Annotated in this window: 13 protein-coding genes and 2 pseudogenes; 4 read left to right on the forward strand and 11 right to left on the reverse strand. The window is 64.4% G+C overall.

All coding sequences use genetic code 11. From position 1 onward, the window contains the following. Positions 1-221: 221 nt before the first annotated feature. From W823_RS49810 to W823_RS49820, 3 genes are all read right to left on the reverse strand, one after another. Positions 222-1,598 carry a glycosyltransferase gene (locus W823_RS49810; protein ID WP_023960929.1) on the reverse strand — a complete coding sequence of 459 codons (1,377 nt, stop codon included), beginning with the start codon at positions 1,596-1,598 and terminating at the stop codon, positions 222-224. Further along, positions 1,595-2,536, reverse strand: coding sequence for a hypothetical protein (locus tag W823_RS49815; RefSeq protein WP_235189616.1), 942 nt, complete (start codon positions 2,534-2,536; stop codon positions 1,595-1,597). Before W823_RS49815 ends, W823_RS49810 begins: the two co-directional genes overlap by 4 nt. 65 nt (positions 2,537-2,601) lie before the next feature. After that, complete coding sequence (locus W823_RS49820) at positions 2,602-3,540, reverse strand: WcbI family polysaccharide biosynthesis putative acetyltransferase (RefSeq protein ID WP_031332947.1); 939 nt, start codon at positions 3,538-3,540, stop codon at positions 2,602-2,604. 131 nt (positions 3,541-3,671) lie between these two features. Here W823_RS49820 and W823_RS49825 point away from each other — a divergent pair, with 131 nt between their 5' ends. After that, positions 3,672-4,763 carry a glycosyltransferase gene (locus tag W823_RS49825; RefSeq protein WP_023960935.1) on the forward strand — a complete coding sequence of 364 codons (1,092 nt, stop codon included), beginning with the start codon at positions 3,672-3,674 and terminating at the stop codon, positions 4,761-4,763. 81 nt (positions 4,764-4,844) lie between these two features. Then, complete coding sequence (locus W823_RS49830) at positions 4,845-5,705, forward strand: LLM class F420-dependent oxidoreductase (protein WP_031332950.1); 861 nt, start codon at positions 4,845-4,847, stop codon at positions 5,703-5,705. A gap of 71 nt (positions 5,706-5,776) precedes the next feature. Here the strand turns inward: W823_RS49830 and W823_RS49835 are convergent, their stop codons facing one another. From W823_RS49835 to W823_RS49845, 3 genes are all read right to left on the reverse strand, one after another. Then, positions 5,777-6,007 (reverse strand): hypothetical protein, encoded by a 231-nt coding sequence (locus tag W823_RS49835; RefSeq protein WP_152538129.1) that lies wholly within the window; start codon positions 6,005-6,007, stop codon positions 5,777-5,779. A gap of 127 nt (positions 6,008-6,134) precedes the next feature. Continuing rightward, entirely contained in the window at positions 6,135-6,773 is a 639-nt protein-coding gene (locus W823_RS49840; RefSeq protein ID WP_031332953.1) for an HAD family phosphatase, read from the reverse strand. Positions 6,774-6,822: 49 nt separating this feature from the next. Then, on the reverse strand, positions 6,823-8,658 hold the full coding sequence (locus tag W823_RS49845; RefSeq protein ID WP_031332955.1) for a long-chain fatty acid--CoA ligase: 1,836 nt from the start codon (positions 8,656-8,658) through the stop codon (positions 6,823-6,825). 241 nt (positions 8,659-8,899) lie between these two features. Here W823_RS49845 and W823_RS49850 point away from each other — a divergent pair, with 241 nt between their 5' ends. Further along, positions 8,900-9,607: a YoaK family protein gene (locus W823_RS49850; RefSeq protein ID WP_023960945.1), complete on the forward strand. Its 708-nt coding sequence runs from the start codon at positions 8,900-8,902 to the stop codon at positions 9,605-9,607. A 184-nt stretch (positions 9,608-9,791) separates the two neighbouring features. Beyond that, positions 9,792-10,588: pseudogene (locus W823_RS49855) on the forward strand (crotonase/enoyl-CoA hydratase family protein). A gap of 9 nt (positions 10,589-10,597) precedes the next feature. Here W823_RS49855 and W823_RS56785 read toward each other — a convergent pair. The 5 genes and pseudogenes from W823_RS56785 to gltB form a co-directional block, all read right to left on the reverse strand. Further along, positions 10,598-11,083, reverse strand: coding sequence for a hypothetical protein (locus tag W823_RS56785; RefSeq protein ID WP_023960947.1), 486 nt, complete (start codon positions 11,081-11,083; stop codon positions 10,598-10,600). Between the two features lie 30 nt (positions 11,084-11,113). After that, positions 11,114-11,995: an acyl-CoA thioesterase II gene (locus W823_RS49860; RefSeq protein WP_023960949.1), complete on the reverse strand. Its 882-nt coding sequence runs from the start codon at positions 11,993-11,995 to the stop codon at positions 11,114-11,116. A 363-nt stretch (positions 11,996-12,358) separates the two neighbouring features. After that, positions 12,359-13,777 carry a pyruvate kinase gene (gene pyk, locus W823_RS49865; RefSeq protein ID WP_023960951.1) on the reverse strand — a complete coding sequence of 473 codons (1,419 nt, stop codon included), beginning with the start codon at positions 13,775-13,777 and terminating at the stop codon, positions 12,359-12,361. A 118-nt stretch (positions 13,778-13,895) separates the two neighbouring features. Then, complete coding sequence (locus W823_RS49870; protein ID WP_023960953.1) at positions 13,896-15,401, reverse strand: glutamate synthase subunit beta; 1,506 nt, start codon at positions 15,399-15,401, stop codon at positions 13,896-13,898. Continuing rightward, positions 15,394-19,964, reverse strand: a pseudogene (gene gltB / locus W823_RS49875) (glutamate synthase large subunit). Before gltB ends, W823_RS49870 begins: the two are co-directional and overlap by 8 nt. Positions 19,965-20,047 lie beyond the last annotated feature (83 nt).

The raw sequence follows: 20,047 nt of genomic DNA on the forward strand, positions 1-20,047 counted from the left end.
GGCGGTGGCCGGGCGCACACCCTTGAGCCTTAGCAGGAGATTGGATTCAGCACAAAGACGCCAACGATCGCCAAACTTCCAAGACGGTAGGTTCAGAACCCGTCCATTGCGGGTTCGAGTCGAACCTGGGGCACAAGACTGCCGCTCAGGGGGCGAACATCCGAGGACCTGCAAGACGGTCACGCCGCAGGCAAGGTGATCTTGCTACCCTGACCGCCGCGCTACCAACTCAACAACGGGTCTTCGTCGGCGACAACGATTCCGACACTTCCGGACTCGACGCGTCGGACTCCGAACAACATCTCGATCAGCTCCTCGGTGGTCAGTCCTGCTTCTTCCGACCATCGTCGTGACCTCTGCAGCGCACGCGACGACCACGTCGTCACCGACGCCGAGGACCCCGAACCGAATTCGACGTTCACCTGCCCGGCCGCACCCGGCGCCACCCCGGCAGTGAGGCAAGCGATGCTGTCAGCGGAAAAGACGACGCGGCCGGTCACCTCGACGACGAACCGGCACCGCGACAGCACATTCGGGTTCGGCTCGCCGAGACGGACACGGGAGTCATGAATACCCAGTTCGCGCAACAGAGCGCCGGCGTCGAGTCCGGTCAACCACACCGCAGCGTCGACGCCTCTGAGCACGCTGGACACCGTGTGCAACAACGACGGCGCAGTATGTCCATCAGTCGAGACCACGACGGCCACGTCCGGAATCAGGTACTGCAGACCGGTCGCTCTGGCTGCAGGATCGGTGAGCAACGGCGCCAGGGCCAGTGCTTCGGCGTTCTTCTCCGCCGCTCGGTCCGTCACCGGGCGCTCCGCCCAGTCAGGCCCGTCGTGCCAGGCGAGCGCTGCCGGTTCATGCGCAAATACGGCACCCATCATGAAGGCCCGGTTCGCCAGTTCCCAGTCCTCTCCCCCGTACTGCACAAACGACTCGTCAAAACCTCCGATGGTTTCGAACAGTCCACGGCTGCATGTCATCACAGCACTGAGCATGTACTTGTACCCGTCCCACCCGGGCGTCAGCAGGTTCCGGGTCCGTTCGTACCCGTCCACCAACCATTGCGGTTCGTGGGCGTGCCCTTGTCCGGTGTGCGCGTTGTCCGTCAACCATTCGCTTACCGATCCCGCATCCACCCGCGACAGGTCCGCGTGCTTACGCCTTCCGACGACGACGGTGTCCGGGGCCGCCGCGGGCAATCGGACGGCGCGGCGGATGTAGTCGGGGGCGGGCACCGTATCGGCATCAAGGAAGCACAAGATCGATCCCTTGGATGTCGACGCGCCGAGATTGCGAGCCGCCGCGGCACGAAACCCTTTGTCCTCCTGGCTGACCACGGTCACCGACAGCGTCGAGGCCCACTCGCCGACATCGGGTGCCTGCGCGGACCCATCGTCGGCGATCACCACCTCTAACCGATCTTGTGGATATGTTTGTGCCGTCAACGCTTTCAGCACGAGGTTCAGCTGACGTTGCTGGTTGTAGTAAGGGATGACAACACTCACCAACGGCGTATCCGACGAATACTCGACGAGGTCCCACCGGTTGTCGGGCAGGATCATCCGTCCGTCGTCGAGAGGAATGGCGCTCACGCACTCCACCGCCGCAGTAGCCGCTCGTACGTCGTTGCCACGTCCGCCGGCGTCGGGGATGGCACCGTCGAGGCATCGATCCAGGTGGCGTCCGGATCTGCCAAGCCATCCTCGATCGCAATGCGCAGCGAATCATTGTCATCGGGGTGGACGGTGACCACGCCGGGAGACCGTGTTGCCAGCTCTTCGGTGTAGGCGGTGTGCGGTACCAATGGCCGTCGGCCCGCTGAGATCCAGGCGTTGATGGAACCCGACGCAGACATGTGCCGGTGGTAGGCCACCGGCACGGTGATCTCGGCAGACCGTCGTCGCAGTTCGGCATCGGACAAGAACCCGGTGACCTCACAACGCCGCCCCATGTCTGCGGCAACCTTGCCCAATTCGTCGGCGAGGTTCTCGTGGCCGGCGGACGGACCCCCGAGGGCAACGAAGGCGACCGATGGATCGAGTCCCGCCATCGCCTGCAACGTTTCCACATGACCTTTACCCGGGTAAAGAAATCCCAAGACGCCTACCGTCAGTTCACTTGTTCCAGAGCGCTTTTCGGCACGGACGTCGTCGATCATGAGCGGTACCACCTCGACCATCATCGCAGCATCGATGAACTCTGCAAACAGGTCCGCTTCGTGGCGGCTCGACACGATCACGCCCGATGCAACTCGCGCGACAGCCCGATAGAACTCGACACGAGCAGGCATGGCCGCGCCGTCGGACGGCTGCGGAAGGTCGTGCAGGGTGACCGACACGGGCCGCCGCAAGCTCTCGATGATTGACAACACACCGCTTCGCGCCTCGGACGGCGTCCGTCCGAACAAGCGATCGGTGACGTGAAGATGGACAAGCGCGCAGTCCTCGAGGATTTCTCGAAACTCGGCCACTGGACCGTGCACATGGTGGAGCCGATGGTCGGCGCCTACTGCCACCGCTGCCTCGAACACCGAGTGCGCATAGCGAACAACCCCATGCGTCTGAGGTCCAACGGCGAGGTGTCCGATCGCTTCTCTCATGACAAGCCCAGAATCGAGATGAGTTCACGGTAGCGGTCGAGAGCTGCGTCGATGTATGCGGGATTGTCGATGTACCAGCGAATTTGTCGTTCGTGGACGTCTTCTTCGCTCAGCGATTCTCCATCCACACGCCACGAAAGCTGCGCGGCGGCATCGAGGCCCAGAGCGTCGATCACCCGCTGTTCCAGTGGCGCTCGAGTATTGCCCAGCAGCTCTCGCGCGGGTGCCTCGGGCACAGATGCTCCGAGCTCACCCAAGATACGGCCGGCAAGGGCGAGAAGCACCTTGTTGCCCGGGTGATTGATGGTGTGTGCAGCGTCCGCTCCGAGTCCGAGCAGAACATCGGAGACGGTGACGTCGCAATGTCGGCTCTCACGGGCCGCCAACTGCTCGACACTCCATCGGGCTGCTTCGCCAATGTTCTCGCGTGCGACATGTACATCCCAGTCGTCGAACGACTTTTGTCCGTCCCGTGCCGCAAGAATGGTTCTCAGGTCGTGATACGGAACGCCGGGCGGAACCGCAGCGGGGCTCGCAGGATGCCGAACGATGACCTGGAACGGGAACAGCCCACCGTAGCGGATCACCGGCCATGTGATGCGCTTCGCCGACGGCGCCATGTCGGCAAGGTCCGGACCGCCGATCGGCAGCCCGCGATATCCGCCGCGCACCGGCTGCGAAACGATGACCGCGGCCTCGCGGATGAGCGATTCGACCTGCGGGATGTCGGAGGCCTCGAGTTCGTGCACCGGCGGCACCCGGATCGTGCGGTACGCAAGATCAGGTGATCCCGACAGAACGACCCTCATCGCTTCGGCCTGACAGTTGCCCCACACGACCAGAATTTGCCGATCGTCGATTGTCTCGTTGTCGGCGACACCATAGAACTCGCCGTAGTGCCGGGTACGTCCGTCCACCTCATCCCTTCTGCTCACCGCCGCTTGACCCCGCATTTTGGACGGGCGCCGCGATAGTACTTTGATGTCAGGACGCATCTCCTCTCGAACAGCCGGGCCGGGGTGGCCACACCCCGGGTATCCGAAATGCCCATGGAGGAATCATCGACTTGATCACCATTGCCTCGGTCCCCACGGGACACCGGTACGTCACCCATCTCGACGCCGGCGATTCCCGGGTGACCCGACTCTCCGATCCGGTGCCCGAAGGCGCCGACAGCAACGATCCGTGGTGGCCACCGCGGTGGCTCGAACCCGCCTGGTTACGCGGTCACATCAACGACTTCGATCTGATGCACCTTCACTTCGGATTCGACGCGATCCCCGTCGATCTTCTCCGAGAGATCATCGATGTGCTGCACCATCACGACAAACCTCTGGTGTTCACCGCCCACGACCTGCACAACCCTCACTTCTCGGACAACACGCAGCACTTGGAACAGCTGGGAGTGCTGGTGCCCAGAGCCGACGAAGTCATCACACTCACCACCGGGGCAGCCAGCGAAATCTCTCGGCGCTGGGGGGTCGAGGCCACTGTCATTCCCCATCCGCACGTGGCCCCTCTCCCCTTGATCGGCCGGCCTCGTGAGGACAGGCCCGAGTTCGTCATCGGCATCCACGCGAAGAGCCTTCGGGCCAACCTCGACCCACTTGCGATACTGGACACTGTCGTTTCAACCGCGGCCGATCTACCGAACGCCCGAGTGCGGGTGGATCTCGACGCCCATGTCCTCGATCCTGGTGTCGACCAACGAACGGCCGACCTCGCCGCGATCATGACCGACTACGCAACCGGGCACAATGTAGACCTCAGGATTCACGACCGGTTCGACGACAACGAACTCTGGCAGTACCTGATCGAAATCGATGTCAGTGTGCTCCCCTACCGATTCGGAACACATTCGGGATGGCTGGAAGCGTGCTACGACCTGGGGACCGCGGTGATCGCTCCGGACTGCGGCTACTTCGCCGATCAAAAGCCATGTCGAACATACGATTTCGGATTGGACAGATTCGATCCCAGCAGCCTGACCGAGGCCTTGAGGGCCACACACGCCGAACGCGACAGCACACCGGCAGCCAGCAGAGCCTCGAGAGAAGTTGAGCGGCAGCGCATTTCGGCGATGCATGACACCGTGTACTCGCGTGCGCTCGAACAATACTCCACCGCGACCGGTCGCGCCGATCAAGCGATCGACTAGCATCGTGGACAGCAGATCTCGAATCACATCACGCGCTCATGAGCGCCGACGACGCCCTGGTGCGTCACCGAGGAGATGACCATGCAACTTGCAGGTGTAGGCGTTTGGAGTTCGCAGTTGCGCTATGGCGATGCAGCCGAATCCGCGGAAGCTGCCGCCGAACTGGATGACCTGGGATACACCGCACTGTGGATCCCTGACGTCGGGGGTCCACTGTTCGACGCCGTGGAGAACCTCCTCGGAGCCACGAGCAAAGCCGTCGTCGCAACGGGAATCCTCAACCTGTGGATGCACGAACCGGTGGACGTCGCCGCGAAATACCAGTCCCTGGTCTCCGCGCACGGAGAGCGCTTGTTGCTCGGAATCGGCGTGAGTCACGCTCCACTCATCGACGCGGGCGACCCGGGCCGATACAAGAAGCCGTTGGCTGCAACCAAGGCGTACCTCGAGGCTCTGGACGCGACAGAACAGCCAGTCCCCGTCGACGCCCGCGTCCTCGCCGCGCTGGGACCAAAGATGTTGCACTTGTCCGCAACTCGCGCGAACGGATCACACCCGTACCTGGTCACACCCGACTTCACCGCCCGGGCGCGCGAATCCCTGGGCACCGGCCCTCTACTGCTCCCCGAGCAGACCGCCATCCTGACCACGGACGCCGACCACGCCCGCTCGATCGGAACCGAGTGGCTGCGTAATTACCTCGCGCTGCCGAACTACGCGAACAACCTGCTGCGCTCGGGTTTCACCGATGACGATCTGACATCGGTCAGCGACCGGTTGTTCGACGCCATCATCGCGTGGGGCGACGAAGCCGCCATCGCCGCCCGGGTGCAAGAGCACCTGGCCGCCGGTGCCGACCACGTCTGTGTGCAAGTACTCGACACCGACCCCAAGGTGTACCCGAGGGAGCAGTGGCGTCGTCTGGCTCCGGCCTTGTTGTGACGCCGTGAGCAAACCCGTCCGGTCGTCGACGCGACGCCGAATCGTCAATGATCGGACGGGTTTCCGCTTTGTCAGTCCGGCGGTTCGCCGGTTGCCGACCCCTGCGCGGTACTGGTGTCACCACTCGGATCCGAGCCACTCGAATCCGAATCGCCGTTGTCACCGGGGTCGCTCTCGGTGATGGGTGGCCCTGCTTTGCCTGAGTCTGCGTGTTCCTGACTGATCTTCTCTTCCAGATCGTCGACGGTTTTGCCCGGCTCGTTGGTGCTGCCAGGCTGTTCGTTCGGAGGTGAATCGCTCATGCTGCCTTCCATTCGGTATGAACTCGACTGTTCCAGTGGAGGAGTCGAACCTCAGACGGGTACCCAATCGTGCGCATCAACCACATCACAGTGGCTGCCGGCGGGATCGAGACGCCCGTGCGCGCGTTCAAGCGAGTGCCGCGACGCGATCCTCGAGCCCGTCGAGATCGTCGAGCACAACAGCTGCCCCTGCGATGGCGTCCGGGGCCGGCGGGTATTCCGGCCGGGGTGCAGCGATGAGCACCAGTCCGGCGGCGGTCGCGGACCGCATACCGTTCGACGAATCCTCCACCGCAACACACTCTGCGGGCTCGAACCCCAACGCCCGTGCCGCCGAGAGGTAGACGTCGGGCGCGGGTTTACCCCTGCTGAGCTCCTCGGTCGACACGGTCACCGCAAAAAGGTCGGTCCATCCCGCCGACCGCAGGACAGCATCGATGAGTTGCCGGGGCGACGAGCTGGCCAGCCCCAATGGCCACCGCCCGGCACACCGTCGCACTGCGTCATCGGCGCCCGGTAACACCGGGAGCTGGTCCTCATACCGCTCGACCATCTTGTCGATCACGATCTGCGCCACCTCATTCGGTGGCTTGCCCACACCAAGGTCTTCACTCATGTACTTCGCCCACTCCGGAGTGCTCATGCCCATCAGTGCGGTCTGTGCCTCGTCGAGCCACCGACCGCCGTGTTCGGCCACCACGTCCCGGCGCACCTGTTCCCAGATGGGCTCGGAATCGATGAGCACACCGTCCATGTCGAAGATCATTGCTGCAGTCACTGCACCATCATCGCCTGCGCGATGAGACCGCGCGCGGTCACCCGAGGTCGATGACTCCGGCACCCGGCGGGTTCGAGAAGAGATCGACGATGGTGTCGGCATACTTGCCGGCAATCGGCTTGCGCCGCAATTTCATCGTCGGAGTCAGTTCGTCGCCACCCGGATCCCAGGCAGATGGCACGATCGCGAACCGTTTGACCTGCTCCACCCGCGACAACTTCGAGTTGCCTGCCTTCACTGCCAACGTGACCTCTTCGATGATCTCGGGGTTCTCGGCAAGATCCGCGATCTGCGCCTCGGGGATACCCAGAGCTTTTGCACGAGACGTCGCGACGTCGGGATCAAGGACCACCAAGGCGCTGATGTACGGCTTGTTGTCGCCGATCGCGACCACCTGGCTGATCAGCGACGAGGACGCTTTCACCGCGTTCTCGATCGTGCTCGGTGCCATGTTCTTGCCGGACTCATTGATGATGAGTTCCTTCTTGCGGTCGACGATTGTCAGGTTTCCCTCGTCGTCGATCTTGCCCACGTCGCCGGTTGCGAACCACCCATCGGCATCGATCGCCTCTGCCGTCTTCTCCGGCTTGTTGCGGTAACCGCGCATGACCATCGGAGCTCGGACCAGCACTTCGCCGTCGTCGGCCAGTTTGATCTCCACACCGTCCACGGGTTTGCCGACCGTGCCGACCTTCAGATTGTCCGTGGTCGTCTTCGTCGCAGCTCCGGTCGTCTCGGACAGACCCCACACCTCGATGACGGGAATGCCGATCCCGACGAAGAACTCGATCACCTCGGCCGGAATGGACGCCGCACCCGAGATGGCCACCTTCAGTTCGTCGAGTCCCAGCGCCGCACGGACTTTCGACAGCACGAGGGTGTCTGCCACGCGGTGCTGAGCAGCGAGGGTCTTGCCCCTCGGAGCGCCCGCCAAGTCGGCCTTGGCTGCACGCCGGCCCACGTCGAGCGCCCATCCCGCAAGCTTCTTCTTCACCGGGCTCGTCTCTTCGGCAAGCTTGCCTTCGATGCCGGCCTTCACCTTCTGCCACACACGGGGAACCCCGAAGAAGACGGTCGGCCGTACATCGGGCAGCGCTGAAGCGAATTCTCGCGGATCGGCCACCGAAGTGATCTGGATTCCTCGCATCTGGCTGGCACCGTGAGATGACACCCGATCGGCGATGTGTGCGGCCGGCAGGTAGGAGATGATCCGGTCGTCGAATCCGAACTGCAGTTCGTCGGCCACCGATTCCGCGGCGGAGATCACGTTGCTGTGCGTGATCTCCACGCCCTTCGGAGGTCCCGTGGTTCCCGAGGTGTAGATCAACGTGACCAGGTCATCGGATTCCACTGCGCGCCAGGAAGCTTCGAAATCGAACTCTTCGTCGCCCCGGGCTTCCACGTCTTTGAGTTCGATGGCACCTTCGGCCGGGCCGTCGACGGTGATGATGTGCTCGAGCGCCACGCCGGACTGTTTGATGGCGGGCATGAACACCTGCTCGGTGATCACGATCTTGTTCGCAGCGTCGGTGAACAGGTACTCGAGCTGCTCGGGTGCGCTGGTGTTGTACACCGAGAACGGGATTGCTCCCAGGTGAACGATGGCGGTGTCGACGAGGTGGAATTCGGGGCGATTGGTCAACATCAGGCCGACGGTGTCGCCACGGCTGACGCCGAGACGCACGAGGCCTCGCGCGATCGCCTCGACACGGTGCGCGTACTCACGCCAGGTGATCTCCTGGATCCCGCCCGGAGTGCGCAGCGCGACACGATCGGGGTGCATCTTGGCAGTCTGCTGAAACGCTTCGGCCGTGGTGTGCACCGCGACTCCCGAAGCGTGGTGAAAGACGACGTCGGTGGTGTTCTCGCTCATCAGTTCTCCCGGCGGTTGGTCGCGACGCATCATGAACACGGCTGTGATCAGAATCTAGCGCTGCCGCGCCGCTCCCGAAGGCGATTCGCCGATGACCCGACAAATCGGACAGCCGACATCCACCTGCAATGTGGCGACCACGACGCAACACCCCAGACAGACTGCCCGCGCCGCTTGGCACCCGGAGAGCGGGCCTCGGCCGTAACATCACCTCGGACAAAAGCTTCCGGGCGGGAGAACAATGCCGACGACCACGACGACAACGCTGCGGTTCGCTTTGCTCGTTACTTGCGCCAGTGGCTTCCTGGACTCGTACACATTCCTTGTTCGCGGCGGCGTGTTCGCCAATGTGCAGACGGGGAACGTCATCTTCTTCTTCATCAACCTGTCCGAACAGCACTACGCGGACGCTGTGGCGCGGATCTGGCCGATCGTCGCGTTTTTGCTGGGTGTCACCCTGTCCACCCACATCAAGACCGGACGTCTCGACTCGGTGGTGACCCATCCGATCCGATGGACGATGGGCATCCAGGCCCTGTCGTTGGCCGCGATCGGATTCGTTCCCGAGACGGTCCCCCACATGTACGTCACGGTGCCGATCTCTTTCATGGCCGCGATGCAGATCGAGCTGTTCCGCTCGATCGGCGATCTCAACTACATGGTGGTCGCGACCACCGGGAACTTGATGCGCACCGTCGAGTCCGCGTACGGCGTCCTCACCACCGGATCCGAGACGTCCAAGCGCGCGCTTGCCGTCTACTCCAAAGTCATCGGCTCGTTCTTCGTGGGCGCTGCGGTCGGCGCGTTCGCGACGGAGTGGATGGGTGTGCACGCCGCCTGGCTGCCCGCCGGCTTTCTTGCCGTCACCCTCGCCTTTTTCATTCTCGACGAGCGCGATACGAGTTCGGGACCCGACGAGGACGCCGGTCACGGCGCCGCGGCAGTGTGAGCCCGCCCACCACCGGCAGCCCCGGAGGGGTTGATGCCGGTCCATCGTGTCAGGGCCTCGGGCGTACCCTCGAAGCGAATACGCACCAAAGGAGATCCGAATGTCCTCGACCGATGCCCCCTCGCGACCCGCATCTCTGGCAATTGCCGCGGACCCTGAGACACGCCCCGCGGCTGACGATTCGGTGACCTACCGGGTGGAGAAGACACCATTCGGTCCCATCGCGCATGTGCAGCTCAACCGGCCCGACAAGCACAACGGACTCACTTTGCCGTTGCTCGCCGGACTCACCAGAGCAGCCCGGCAGGCGGCCAAGGACCGCACCCTGCGCGCCGTCATCATCAGTGGCGCGGGCAAATCCTTCAGTGCCGGACTTGATTTCGCCAGCCTCCAGGGCAAAGAGAAGAGCATCTACCGGAACTTCATCCCAAACCTTGTGAAGGCTCCAACGGTTTTCAGGACCCCGCATGGGAGTGGCGACGGGTTCCCGTCCCCGTCATCGCGGTGGTGCATGGCCATTGCTACGGCGGCGGGCTGCAGATTGCGATGGGAGCCGACTTTCGGTTCGCCACGCCTGACGCAGACTTTTCCGTCTTGGAGGCCAAGTGGGGATTGATCCCCGACATGTCGGCATCGGCCGCGTTGGCTCAACTCACCACCATCGACATCGCCAAGCGATTGACGATGACCGGTGAGATGTTCTCTGCCGACCATGCCAGGGAGATCGGACTCGTTACCGGCGTCGCCGAGGATCCGATGGCCGAGGCAATGGCCTTGATCGAGAAGATCGCATCCCGCTCCCCCGATTCGGTGGCGTCCACGAAGTCGTTGCTCGAGAAGACCTGGTCGCGCTCTCCCCGGTTCTCGTTCCCGGTGGAGCAGGTGCTGCAACTGCGGCTGCTGCGCGGCAAGAACCACGCCATTGCCCGGAAAGCCGGCATGAAGCGCACAACCCCGGAGTTCGTGGACCGCGAGCTCTGAGCCTTCCGCTCAGAACTCGAACGTGATGCCGCGTTCGAGTACGCCTTCGCTCGCCTCGTGCCGGACGGTTGTCCCGATCTCGACGACGTAGCGGCCGCGGCCCTCCGGCACCCCGGAGACCGCGAATCCGAGGCGGCATCGGTTGTCGGAGAGTTCAGGTGCGCCGAGCGTGCCCTCTTCCAGAATGGTGAGCTCCTCGTCGAGGATGCGGACTCGAGCACCGACCTTGAGGTCTTCGAATTCGCCTGTGCCACCGCAGATGTCAGCGGATGACACGGCATACTGACCGCCGGTGAGGACAACTTCGCCTTCGGCGGTGAAGTCGCGGCCTTGCACACCCCAGGCCATGGCACCGAGCGCGATGACGGCAAGCACAACACCGACGACGGCACTGACGATGATGATCGGTGTCCGAGTGCGCCGTTGCCACGTGCGGGGCGGCAGATCAGGTCCGGGCGCCAGCCAGTACTGCGGCGTCTGCTGCGCTGGATACATGATTCAAGTCTGCCTCATCGGCGCGTCGGGTCAGCCGCGTGGCGGGAAGTACTTGATGAGCGCTTCTTGGACCACGGTCGTCGCCAGCAATCCCTCGCGGGTGAAGAACCGTCCCGAAGCCAGCCCTCGCGAGCCGGCCGCGACCGGCGATTCACTTGCATACAGCAACCAGTCATCAAACCGGAACTCGCGGTGGAACCACATCGAATGATTGACGGTGGCGGCGAACAACCGGTCGATCCCCCAGGACAATCCGTGTGTTGTCAGGATCGAATCGAGCACTGTGGTGTCCGAGGCGTAGCAGAGCGCTGCGATGTGCAAAAGCGGGTCGTCAGGCATCTGGCCGTCGGTACGCATCCACACCCGGTTGTGTTCCAGGGTGTCGCCTGACTCGCGCACTTTCCACGTGGGGTCGTTGGCGAAGCGAATGTCGATGGGATGCAACGCATTCACGAACATGGCGATGCGATCTTCGAACCCCTTGAAGTGTTCACCGAGGGTGGGCAGGTCCTCGGGGTACGGCACCTCGGGGATCTGGACCGAATGCTCAAGGCCGGCCTTGTTGTCCTGGAAGGCGACCAGCATGGACAGGATCTCTTCGCCCCCCTGCAAAGCGGTGACCAAGCGATTGGCGAACGGTTTCCCGTCTCGCAGACGGGTGACGTGGTATTCCAGCGGTTTGGTCACGTCCCCGCCGCGGATGAAATGCGCATGCAGCGCATGCACGGGCGTGGGCCGAGGAACACTGCGTCCCGCGGCGACCACCCCTTGGCCGAGCAGCTGACCGCCGAACGTGCGAGGCCCCACCTGGGCAGGGTGGACACCGATGTAGACGTCGGTCTCGCGTTCCTCCAGATCGAAGAGAGCCAGCAGTTTGTTCAGGTCGGACGTCGAGCCGGGGGCATCAGTCACAGGACGAATGCTAGCTGAGCTGTGTCTGATGGCTCGCTCCGCTCGCGGGCTGGTGGCCCGGGTCACGCGCTCTTCCTTCGTCGACTCAGTCGCTGCGCTCCCTCGCTCCTCTGTCCAGAGCACGCGGGGCCACCCGCGACAATCACTCGCTTCGCTCGCTCACTCATTAGTTGCGAGGGGGCACAGCGACCGATTCGACCCGGGAGGTGTGGCCGAGCGAGGGAGCGCAAGCGACCAAAGCGAACCTGGGAGGTGTGGCCACGCGCGTTCTGGACTGACGATGAACGAGCGCCAGCGATGTGAAGAGGAGGGAAGAACGCGCGATGACGGCCACACCGACAAAGCGAGCGGAGCGAGCCAAACTCAGTGGTCGTCTTCACCGATCCTGTGCACATGGATCAGGTTGGTGGTGCCGACGGTGCCGGGAGGGGCACCGGCGACGATGACCACCTGGTCACCGACTTTGAGGCGTCCGATTTCCAGCAGCGCTTGGTCCACCTGGCGGATCATGGCGTCGGTGGATTCGACGCGCGGGACGATGAATGTCTCTGTGCCCCAGCTCATCGCGAGTTGGCTGCGAACCTCGGGCAGCGGGGTGAACGCGAGCAGGGGCAGTCGGGTGTGCAGGCGCGCGAGCCTGCGGACCGTGTCGCCGGACTGGGTGAACGCGACGAGGGCTTTCGCGTCGAGGCGTTCGCCGATGTCGCGGGCTGCGTAGGAGATGATGCCGCGTTTGGTGCGCGGGACGTGTGAGAGCGGCGGGACGTCGCGGGGTCCGCTTTCCACTGCCTTCACGATGCGGGCCATGGTCTGGACGGTTTCCATGACGTACTTGCCGACCGAGGTCTCCCCGGAGAGCATGACGGCGTCGGCTCCGTCGAGTACAGCGTTGGCCACGTCTGACGCCTCGGCGCGGGTGGGCCGCGAGTTCTCGATCATCGACTCGAGCATCTGGGTGGCGACGATCACCGGCTTGGCGTTCTCGCGGGCCATCTGGATGGCCCGTTTCTGCACCAGGGGGACCTCTTCGAGGGGCAGCTCGACGCCGAGGTCACCGCGGGCGACCATCACTGCGTCGAATGCCAGGATCACGGCTTCGAGGTTGTCGATGGCCTCGGGCTTCTCGAGCTTCGCGATGACGGGGACCCGGCGGCCCACGCGATCCATGATGGTGTGGACCAATTCGATGTCGGCCGGCGACCGCACGAAGGACAGGGCGATCAGGTCGACGCCGAGCTTCAGAGCGAACTCGAGGTCGGCTTCGTCCTTGTCGGACATCGCCGGCACCGAGACGTTCATCCCCGGGAGGGAGACGCCTTTGTTGTTGCTGACGGGTCCGCCTTCGGTCACCGTGCAGATGACGTCGTTCTGGTCGATGTCGGTGACGGTCAGCCCCACCTTGCCGTCGTCGACGAGCAGTCGGTCGCCGGGGCGGGCGTCGACAGCGAGTTGCTTGTAGGTGGTCGACACGCGTTCGGCGGTGCCTTCGCAGTCATCGACGGTGATGCGGACCTGCTTACCCGCGGGCCACTGCACCGGTCCGTCGGCGAACGTTCCCAACCGGATCTTCGGGCCCTGCAGGTCGGCGAGGATGCCCACCGCATGTCCGGTGGTGTCGGAGGCCTTGCGCACGCGGTTGTACATTTCTCGGTGGTCTTCGTGTTTGCCGTGGCTGAAGTTCAGCCGGGCCACATCCATGCCACTCTCGACCAACTCACGCACGCGCTCGTCGGTTGCAGTTGCAGGACCCAGGGTGCACACGATTTTGGTACGTCGATTCACTCCGCCGAGCCTAGTCCGCGACGGCGATCTCCTCCACGTAAGCACCCAAGACGTCACGTGAAATTACGTCGAACTCCGCCTTTGGCGCCGTCGCGGGTGCCGCCGCGGCAGTCCGTCGTCAGCGAACCGAGAGCGGAAGCGCCGCGGGATGAACCGGTGAGGGCAAATCCGATTCGCCCATCAGGAACTCATCGACACCACGCGCCGCCGCCCGCCCCTCGGCGATCGCCCACACCACCAGCGACGCCCCGCGGTGGGCATCGCCACAGACGAACACCCCGGGCGTGTCGGTCTGCCAGTCGCTGCCACAGGACAGCGCGCCGCGGCCGTTGGGGGCCAACTCGAGGTCGGTCAGCAACGTGGTGCGTTCGACACCCTCGAACCCGATCGCGAAAAGTGCCAATTCGCAGGGCATTTCGAACTCATCCCCCACCGGCACGACATTTCGTCTGCCGTTGTCGTCGCGTTCGACGGTGACCTCGGCCAGCACCATCGCGGTGACGTTGCCGTTGTCATCGCCAAGGAAACGTTGCACCGCAACCTGATATCTACGCTCGCCACCTTCGATGTGCGCGGCGGAGTCGCGCAAGATCAACGGCCACGTCGGCCAGGGTGAGAGGCTCTCGTCCCGTTCCGGTGGCAACTCGGGGTTGTAGTCGAGCTGGGTGACCGACGCAGCGCCCTGCCGGTGGGCGGTACCCAGGCAGTCGGCTCCGGTGTCGCCACCGCCGATGATCACCACATGTTTGCCGTGCGCGGAGATCGGTGTCGCGCCGTCGCCCTCACACTCGCGATTGGCGGGCACCAGATGCTCCATGGCGAGGTGGACACCGCCCAGCTCACGTCCGGGTACCTCGGGGTTGTCGCGGGCCTTGAGCGCGCCGACAGCGAGGACGACGGCGTCGTGACGGTCGCGGAGCTCGGCGACGGTCAGGTCTTCTCCGACGTTGCACTCGGTGACGAACTCGGTGCCCTCCCCCTTCATCTGGGCGATCCGCCGGTCGATGTCCGACTTCTGCATCTTGTACTCGGGGATGCCGTACCGGAGCAGACCGCCGATGCGGTCGTCTCGCTCGTAGACGGTCACCGTGTGACCTGCTCGGGTGAGCTGTTGCGCGGCCGCCAGACCAGCGGGACCTGATCCGACCACCGCGACCGATTTGCCGGACAGTGTCGCCGAGGTCTGCGGGACGACGAGTCCCTCCCGCCAGGCCTCTTCGGCAATCGTCTTCTCGATGCGCTTGATGGTGACGCTGCCGCCGGTGGTGGCGTGCGAGATGGACAGCACGCAGGCCGCCTCGCAGGGCGCCGGGCAGAGCTTGCCGGTGAACTCGGGGAAGTTGTTGGTGGCGTGCAGGCGGTCACTGGCCGCATCCCACCGGCCACGGCGCACCAGGTCGTTCCATTCGGGGATGAGGTTGCCCAACGGGCAGCCTGCAGATCCGGAGTGACAGAACGGGATTCCGCAGTCCATGCACCTGCGGGCCTGCTCGGAGACGTGCTGGTTCTCCTTGTCGGGGTCTTTGTCGACGTAGACCTCACGCCAGTCGTTGACCCGTTCGTACACCGGCCGGGTCGGGGCTTCGGTCTTGCCGACCTCCAGGAATCCGCGCGGATCAGCCACGAGCCGCCTCCATGATCGCAGCTTCCACGTCGCGTCCTTCCGCTTCGGCCATCCGGGCGGCGTCGAGCACCCGCTGGTAGTCGGTGGGCATCACCTTCGTGAACTTTCGGCTTCGCCGCGGCCAGTCGGCGAGCATCGACGCCCCCACCGCCGAACCGGTCAGCTCGACGTGTCTGCTGATGTGTTCGTGCAGAAACAGCAGGTCGTCGGGGTCCGGATTCTGCAGCGCCACCATCGCCTGGTTCACCATGCCCGGATCGAGCCGGTAGACGTAGGCGATGCCACCGGACATCCCCGCCGCGAGGTTGCGACCGGTGGGTCCGAGGATCAGCACCCGCCCGCCCGTCATGTACTCACAGGCGTGGTCGCCCACGCCTTCGACCACCGCGGTGCGCCGGAGTTGCGCACCGAGAACCGTTCGCCGACTCGGCCGCGCAGATAGACCTCGCCGCTGGTGGCCCCGTACAGGATGGTGTTGCCGGCGATGACCTGGTCTTCGGCGAGGAACAGGGCGTCGGGATGCGGCCGGACGATGATCTTTCCGCCGCACAGCCCCTTTCCGACGTAGTCGTTGGCGTCGCCGGTGAGGTTCAGCGTGATACCCGGCGGGAGAAACGCCCCCAGCGATTGGCCGGCAGACCCCGTCAACGACACCGTGATCGTGTCTTCAGCCAGACCCTCTGCGCCATACCGTCGCGTCACCTCAGACCCCAGCAGGGTTCCGACCGTCCGGTTGACGTTACGAACGGGCAGGTCGAGGGTCACCGGGTGCGCATCTTCGAGCGCTCCCTCCGCCAGCTGGATCAACGTCTGGTCCAGCGCCTTGTCGAGGGCGTGGTACTGCTCGCGGGTCCGCCGCCTCGGCGAGTCGGTATCGGCCGTGTGGAAGATCGGCGACAGGTCGATCCCCTTCGACTTCCAGTGCGCCACCCCGGGGGCGGTGTGGAGCGCATCGGAACGTCCGATCGCTTCATCGAGGGTCCGGAATCCGAGCATTGCGAGATGCTCGCGGACATCCTCGGCGACGAACTTGAAGAAGTTCACGATGTGCTCGGCCTTGCCCGTGAACCGGGCTCGCAACTTGGGATTCTGTGTAGCCACACCCACGGGGCAGGTGTCGAGATGGCAGACCCGCATCATGATGCAGCCGGCCACGATCAGCGGAGCGGTGGAGAATCCGAACTCCTCGGCGCCGAGCAAGGCCGCGACCATGACATCTCGGCCGGTGCGCAGCGCCCCATCGCACTGAACGGTGATCCGGTCGCGTAAACCGTTCAGCATCAACGTCTGTTGGGCATCGGCGAGACCGATCTCCCACGGGGTGCCCGCGTGTTTGAGCGAGGTCAGCGGGGAGGCACCCGTCCCGCCGTCGTGGCCGGAGATGAGCACCACGTCGGCGTGGGCCTTGGACACACCGGTCGCGACCGTACCCACACCCATCGCGCTGACGAGCTTCACGTGGATGCGCGCCTGCGGGTTGGCGTTCTTGAGGTCGTGGATCAGCTGGGCCAGATCCTCGATCGAATAGATGTCGTGGTGCGGGGGCGGCGAGATGAGCGCGACGCCCGGCGTGGAGTGCCGTGTCTTGGCGATCCACGGGTACACCTTGTAGGCGGGCAGTTGCCCACCCTCACCCGGCTTGGCACCCTGCGCCATCTTGATCTGGATGTCGGTCGCGTTGACGAGGTAGTCGCTGGTGACACCGAAGCGCCCCGAGGCCACCTGCTTCACCGCGCTCCGGCGCGTGGGGTCGTAGAGCCGATCGGTGTCCTCACCGCCCTCACCCGAGTTCGATCGCCCACCGATGCTGTTCATGGCGATGGCGATCGTTTCGTGTGCCTCGGCCGAGATCGACCCGTAGCTCATGGCGCCGGTGTTGAACCGCGTCATGATCGACTCGACCGATTCGACCTCGTCGAGTGGGATCGGTTCGCGACCCTCGGTGTCGAACTCGAACAACCCACGCAGTGTGCCGCCCTCGCGGGAGAGCCGGTTCACCTCGTCGGTGTATTTGCGATAGACGTCGGTTCGGCCTGACTTGCTGGCGTGCTGCAACAAGAACACCGTCTCCGGGCTGAACAGGTGCAGCTCACCTTCACGGCGGTACTGGTATTCGCCACCCACCTCGAGCCGGCGGTAAACCTGCTCGGTGGGGTTGGGCGGGTAAGCCCGGTGGTGACGGATCCGGACCTCCTCGGCCAGTTCGTCCAGTCCGACCCCGCCGATGCGCGACACCGTACGGGTGAAGTACTCCTTCACGAGGTCGCCGGAGAGTCCTACGGCTTCGAAACACTGTGCAGCCGTGTAACTCCCGACGGTCGAGATGCCCATCTTGCTCATCACCTTGAGCACACCCTTGCCCAGTCCCTGCAAGTAGTTGCGGACCGCCTTCGACGGGGTGACGCCGGTGAGTTCGCCTTCGCGGACAAGGTCTTCGATGGTCTCGAATGCCAGATACGGGTTCACTGCCGCGGCTCCGAAGCCGATGAGCAGCGCGACGTGATGCACCTCGCGCGCATCACCGGTCTCGACGACAAGACCGACCCGAGTGCGTTCTTTCGTGCGGATCAGATGGTGGTGCACGGCAGACGTCGCGAGCAACGACGGGATCGGCGCATTGTCCCGGTCGGCCTCGCGGTCACTGATCACCAGCGTCGAATAGCCGTTCGCGATCGCCTCACTGGCCCGCCTGCGCAGTTCTTCGAGCGCGCGTTCCAGACCCGGTCCCCCTTCGGCGACCGGGTAGTGCGCGCGCAGCACCTTGGCAGCCAGGCCCCGATGATTGCCGTCGTCGTTGATGTGCACGATCTTGGCGAGTTCATCGTTGTTCAACACCGGCCAGGGCAGCAGGATCTGCCGGCACGACGCCGCACTCGGGTGCAGCAGATTCTGCTCGGGACCCATCACCCGAGCCATGGAGGTCACGATCTCCTCGCGGATCGCATCCAGCGGTGGATTGGTGACCTGGGCGAACAGTTCCACGAAGTAGTCGTAGAGCAGACGCGAACGCTGTGAGAGCACGGCGATCGGGGTGTCGGTGCCCATCGAGCCCAGCGCCTCGTACCCGGAGGCAGCCATCGGGGTGATCAGTACGCGCAGGTCTTCTTCGGTGTACCCGAACGACACCTGCCTGCGGACCACACTTTCGTGCGTCGGTAGAAACCGGGGACGTTCTGGGAGCCTGGCCAGTTCGAGCAGTCCGGCGTGCAGCCACTCCTCGTATGGCTGTTCGCCGATCAGCTGGCCCTTGATCTCCTCATCGGTGATCCGCCGGCCCTCCGCGGTGTCGATCAGGAACATCTTGCCCGGCTCGAGTCGGCCCTTGGCGACGATGTCGTCGGTGGGGATGTCGAGCACGCCTGCTTCGGAGGCAAGGACCACTCGTCCGTCGCGGGTCTGCCACCAGCGCCCGGGCCGCAGCCCGTTGCGGTCGAGCACAGCACCGACCATCGTGCCGTCGGTGAAGGTGACGCAGGCCGGACCGTCCCATGCCTCCATCATCGAGGCGTGGAACTGGCAGAACGCGCGGCGCCGAGGATCCATGTCCGGCACGTTCTCCCAGGCCTCGGGCACCATCATCATCACGCAGTGCGGCACGCTGCGGCCACCGAGGTGCAGCAGCTCCAACACCTCGTCGAGCGACGCGGAGTCGGAAGCATCCGGGGTGCAGATCGGGAACAGCCGCTTGAGGTCGCCGGGGATCAGGTCGGTGTCCAGAAGCGCTTCGCGGGCCCGCATGCGATTCCTGTTGCCCCGAACGGTGTTGATCTCCCCGTTGTGGGCGACAAACCGGAACGGGTGCGCCAGGGGCCAGGACGGGAAGGTGTTGGTGGAGAATCGCGAGTGCACGATCGCGATGGCACTCTCGGCCCGCTCATCGCGCAGATCCGGGTAGTAGAGCGGCAACTGCTTGGTGGTCAGCATGCCCTTGTAGACGATGGTGCGACTGGACAGCGAGGCGAAATACAATCCGCTGCCGTCGACCTCGAGGTCCGGTGTGACCCGCTCCGCGCGTTTACGCAGCGGGTACACGAGCCGGTCGAGCTCCAGCCCCGACGGTGCGATGCCGTCGTCGTCGAGTGGACCGCTCACGAACAGCTGGCTCATGAACGGCATGCAGCCCCGCGCCGTCTCACCGATGTCGGCTTCATCCACCTCGACGGGCAGGTCTCGCCAGCCCAAGATCCGGAGGTTCTCCTCGGCGGCGATGTCCTCCACCCGGGTGATCGCACGTCGTCGGGCGTCCGGATCGGCAGGAAGAAAACAGATTCCCGCAGCAAAAGTGTTCTCGCCGTTGAGGTTTGCCGGAGGCAGGTCGAACTCCACCACCTCACGTAAAAAGGCGTGGGGAACCTGCATCAGAATGCCCGCGCCGTCACCGCTGTTGGTCTGAGCTCCAGCCGCGCCGCGGTGATCGAGGTTCTCGAGGGCAAGAAGGCCGTCGGCGACGATCGAATGGGAACGCCGTCCGTGGATGTCGGCGACCATCGCCACACCACAGGAATCGACTTCGTTGTCCGGGTCGTACAGACCCTGGGCTTCGGGGAGCTGAGAGAACAGCAAATCCGACCTCCACGCCTAGCCCCCGCCTCGCGAGGGAACCAGCCAGCAATCCTCAGGACGTCTCTGGCCCGTGGGGTGAATAC

Origin of the sequence: Williamsia sp. D3, from assembly GCF_000506245.1 — a bacterium.
GTDB lineage: Bacteria > Actinomycetota > Actinomycetes > Mycobacteriales > Mycobacteriaceae > Williamsia > Williamsia muralis.

What these genes read in the sequence shown, in the direction of transcription:
- W823_RS49830 (WP_031332950.1), top strand. Translation starts at nt 4,845, where the DNA reads ATGCAACTTGCAGGTGTAGGCGTTTGGAGTTCGCAGTTGCGCTATGGC.
- W823_RS49835 (WP_152538129.1), bottom strand. Translation starts at nt 6,007, where the DNA reads ATGAGCGATTCACCTCCGAACGAACAGCCTGGCAGCACCAACGAGCCG.
- W823_RS49840 (WP_031332953.1), bottom strand. Translation starts at nt 6,773, where the DNA reads ATGATCTTCGACATGGACGGTGTGCTCATCGATTCCGAGCCCATCTGG.
- W823_RS49845 (WP_031332955.1), bottom strand. Translation starts at nt 8,658, where the DNA reads ATGAGCGAGAACACCACCGACGTCGTCTTTCACCACGCTTCGGGAGTC.
- W823_RS49850 (WP_023960945.1), top strand. Translation starts at nt 8,900, where the DNA reads ATGCCGACGACCACGACGACAACGCTGCGGTTCGCTTTGCTCGTTACT.
- W823_RS56785 (WP_023960947.1), bottom strand. Translation starts at nt 11,083, where the DNA reads ATGTATCCAGCGCAGCAGACGCCGCAGTACTGGCTGGCGCCCGGACCT.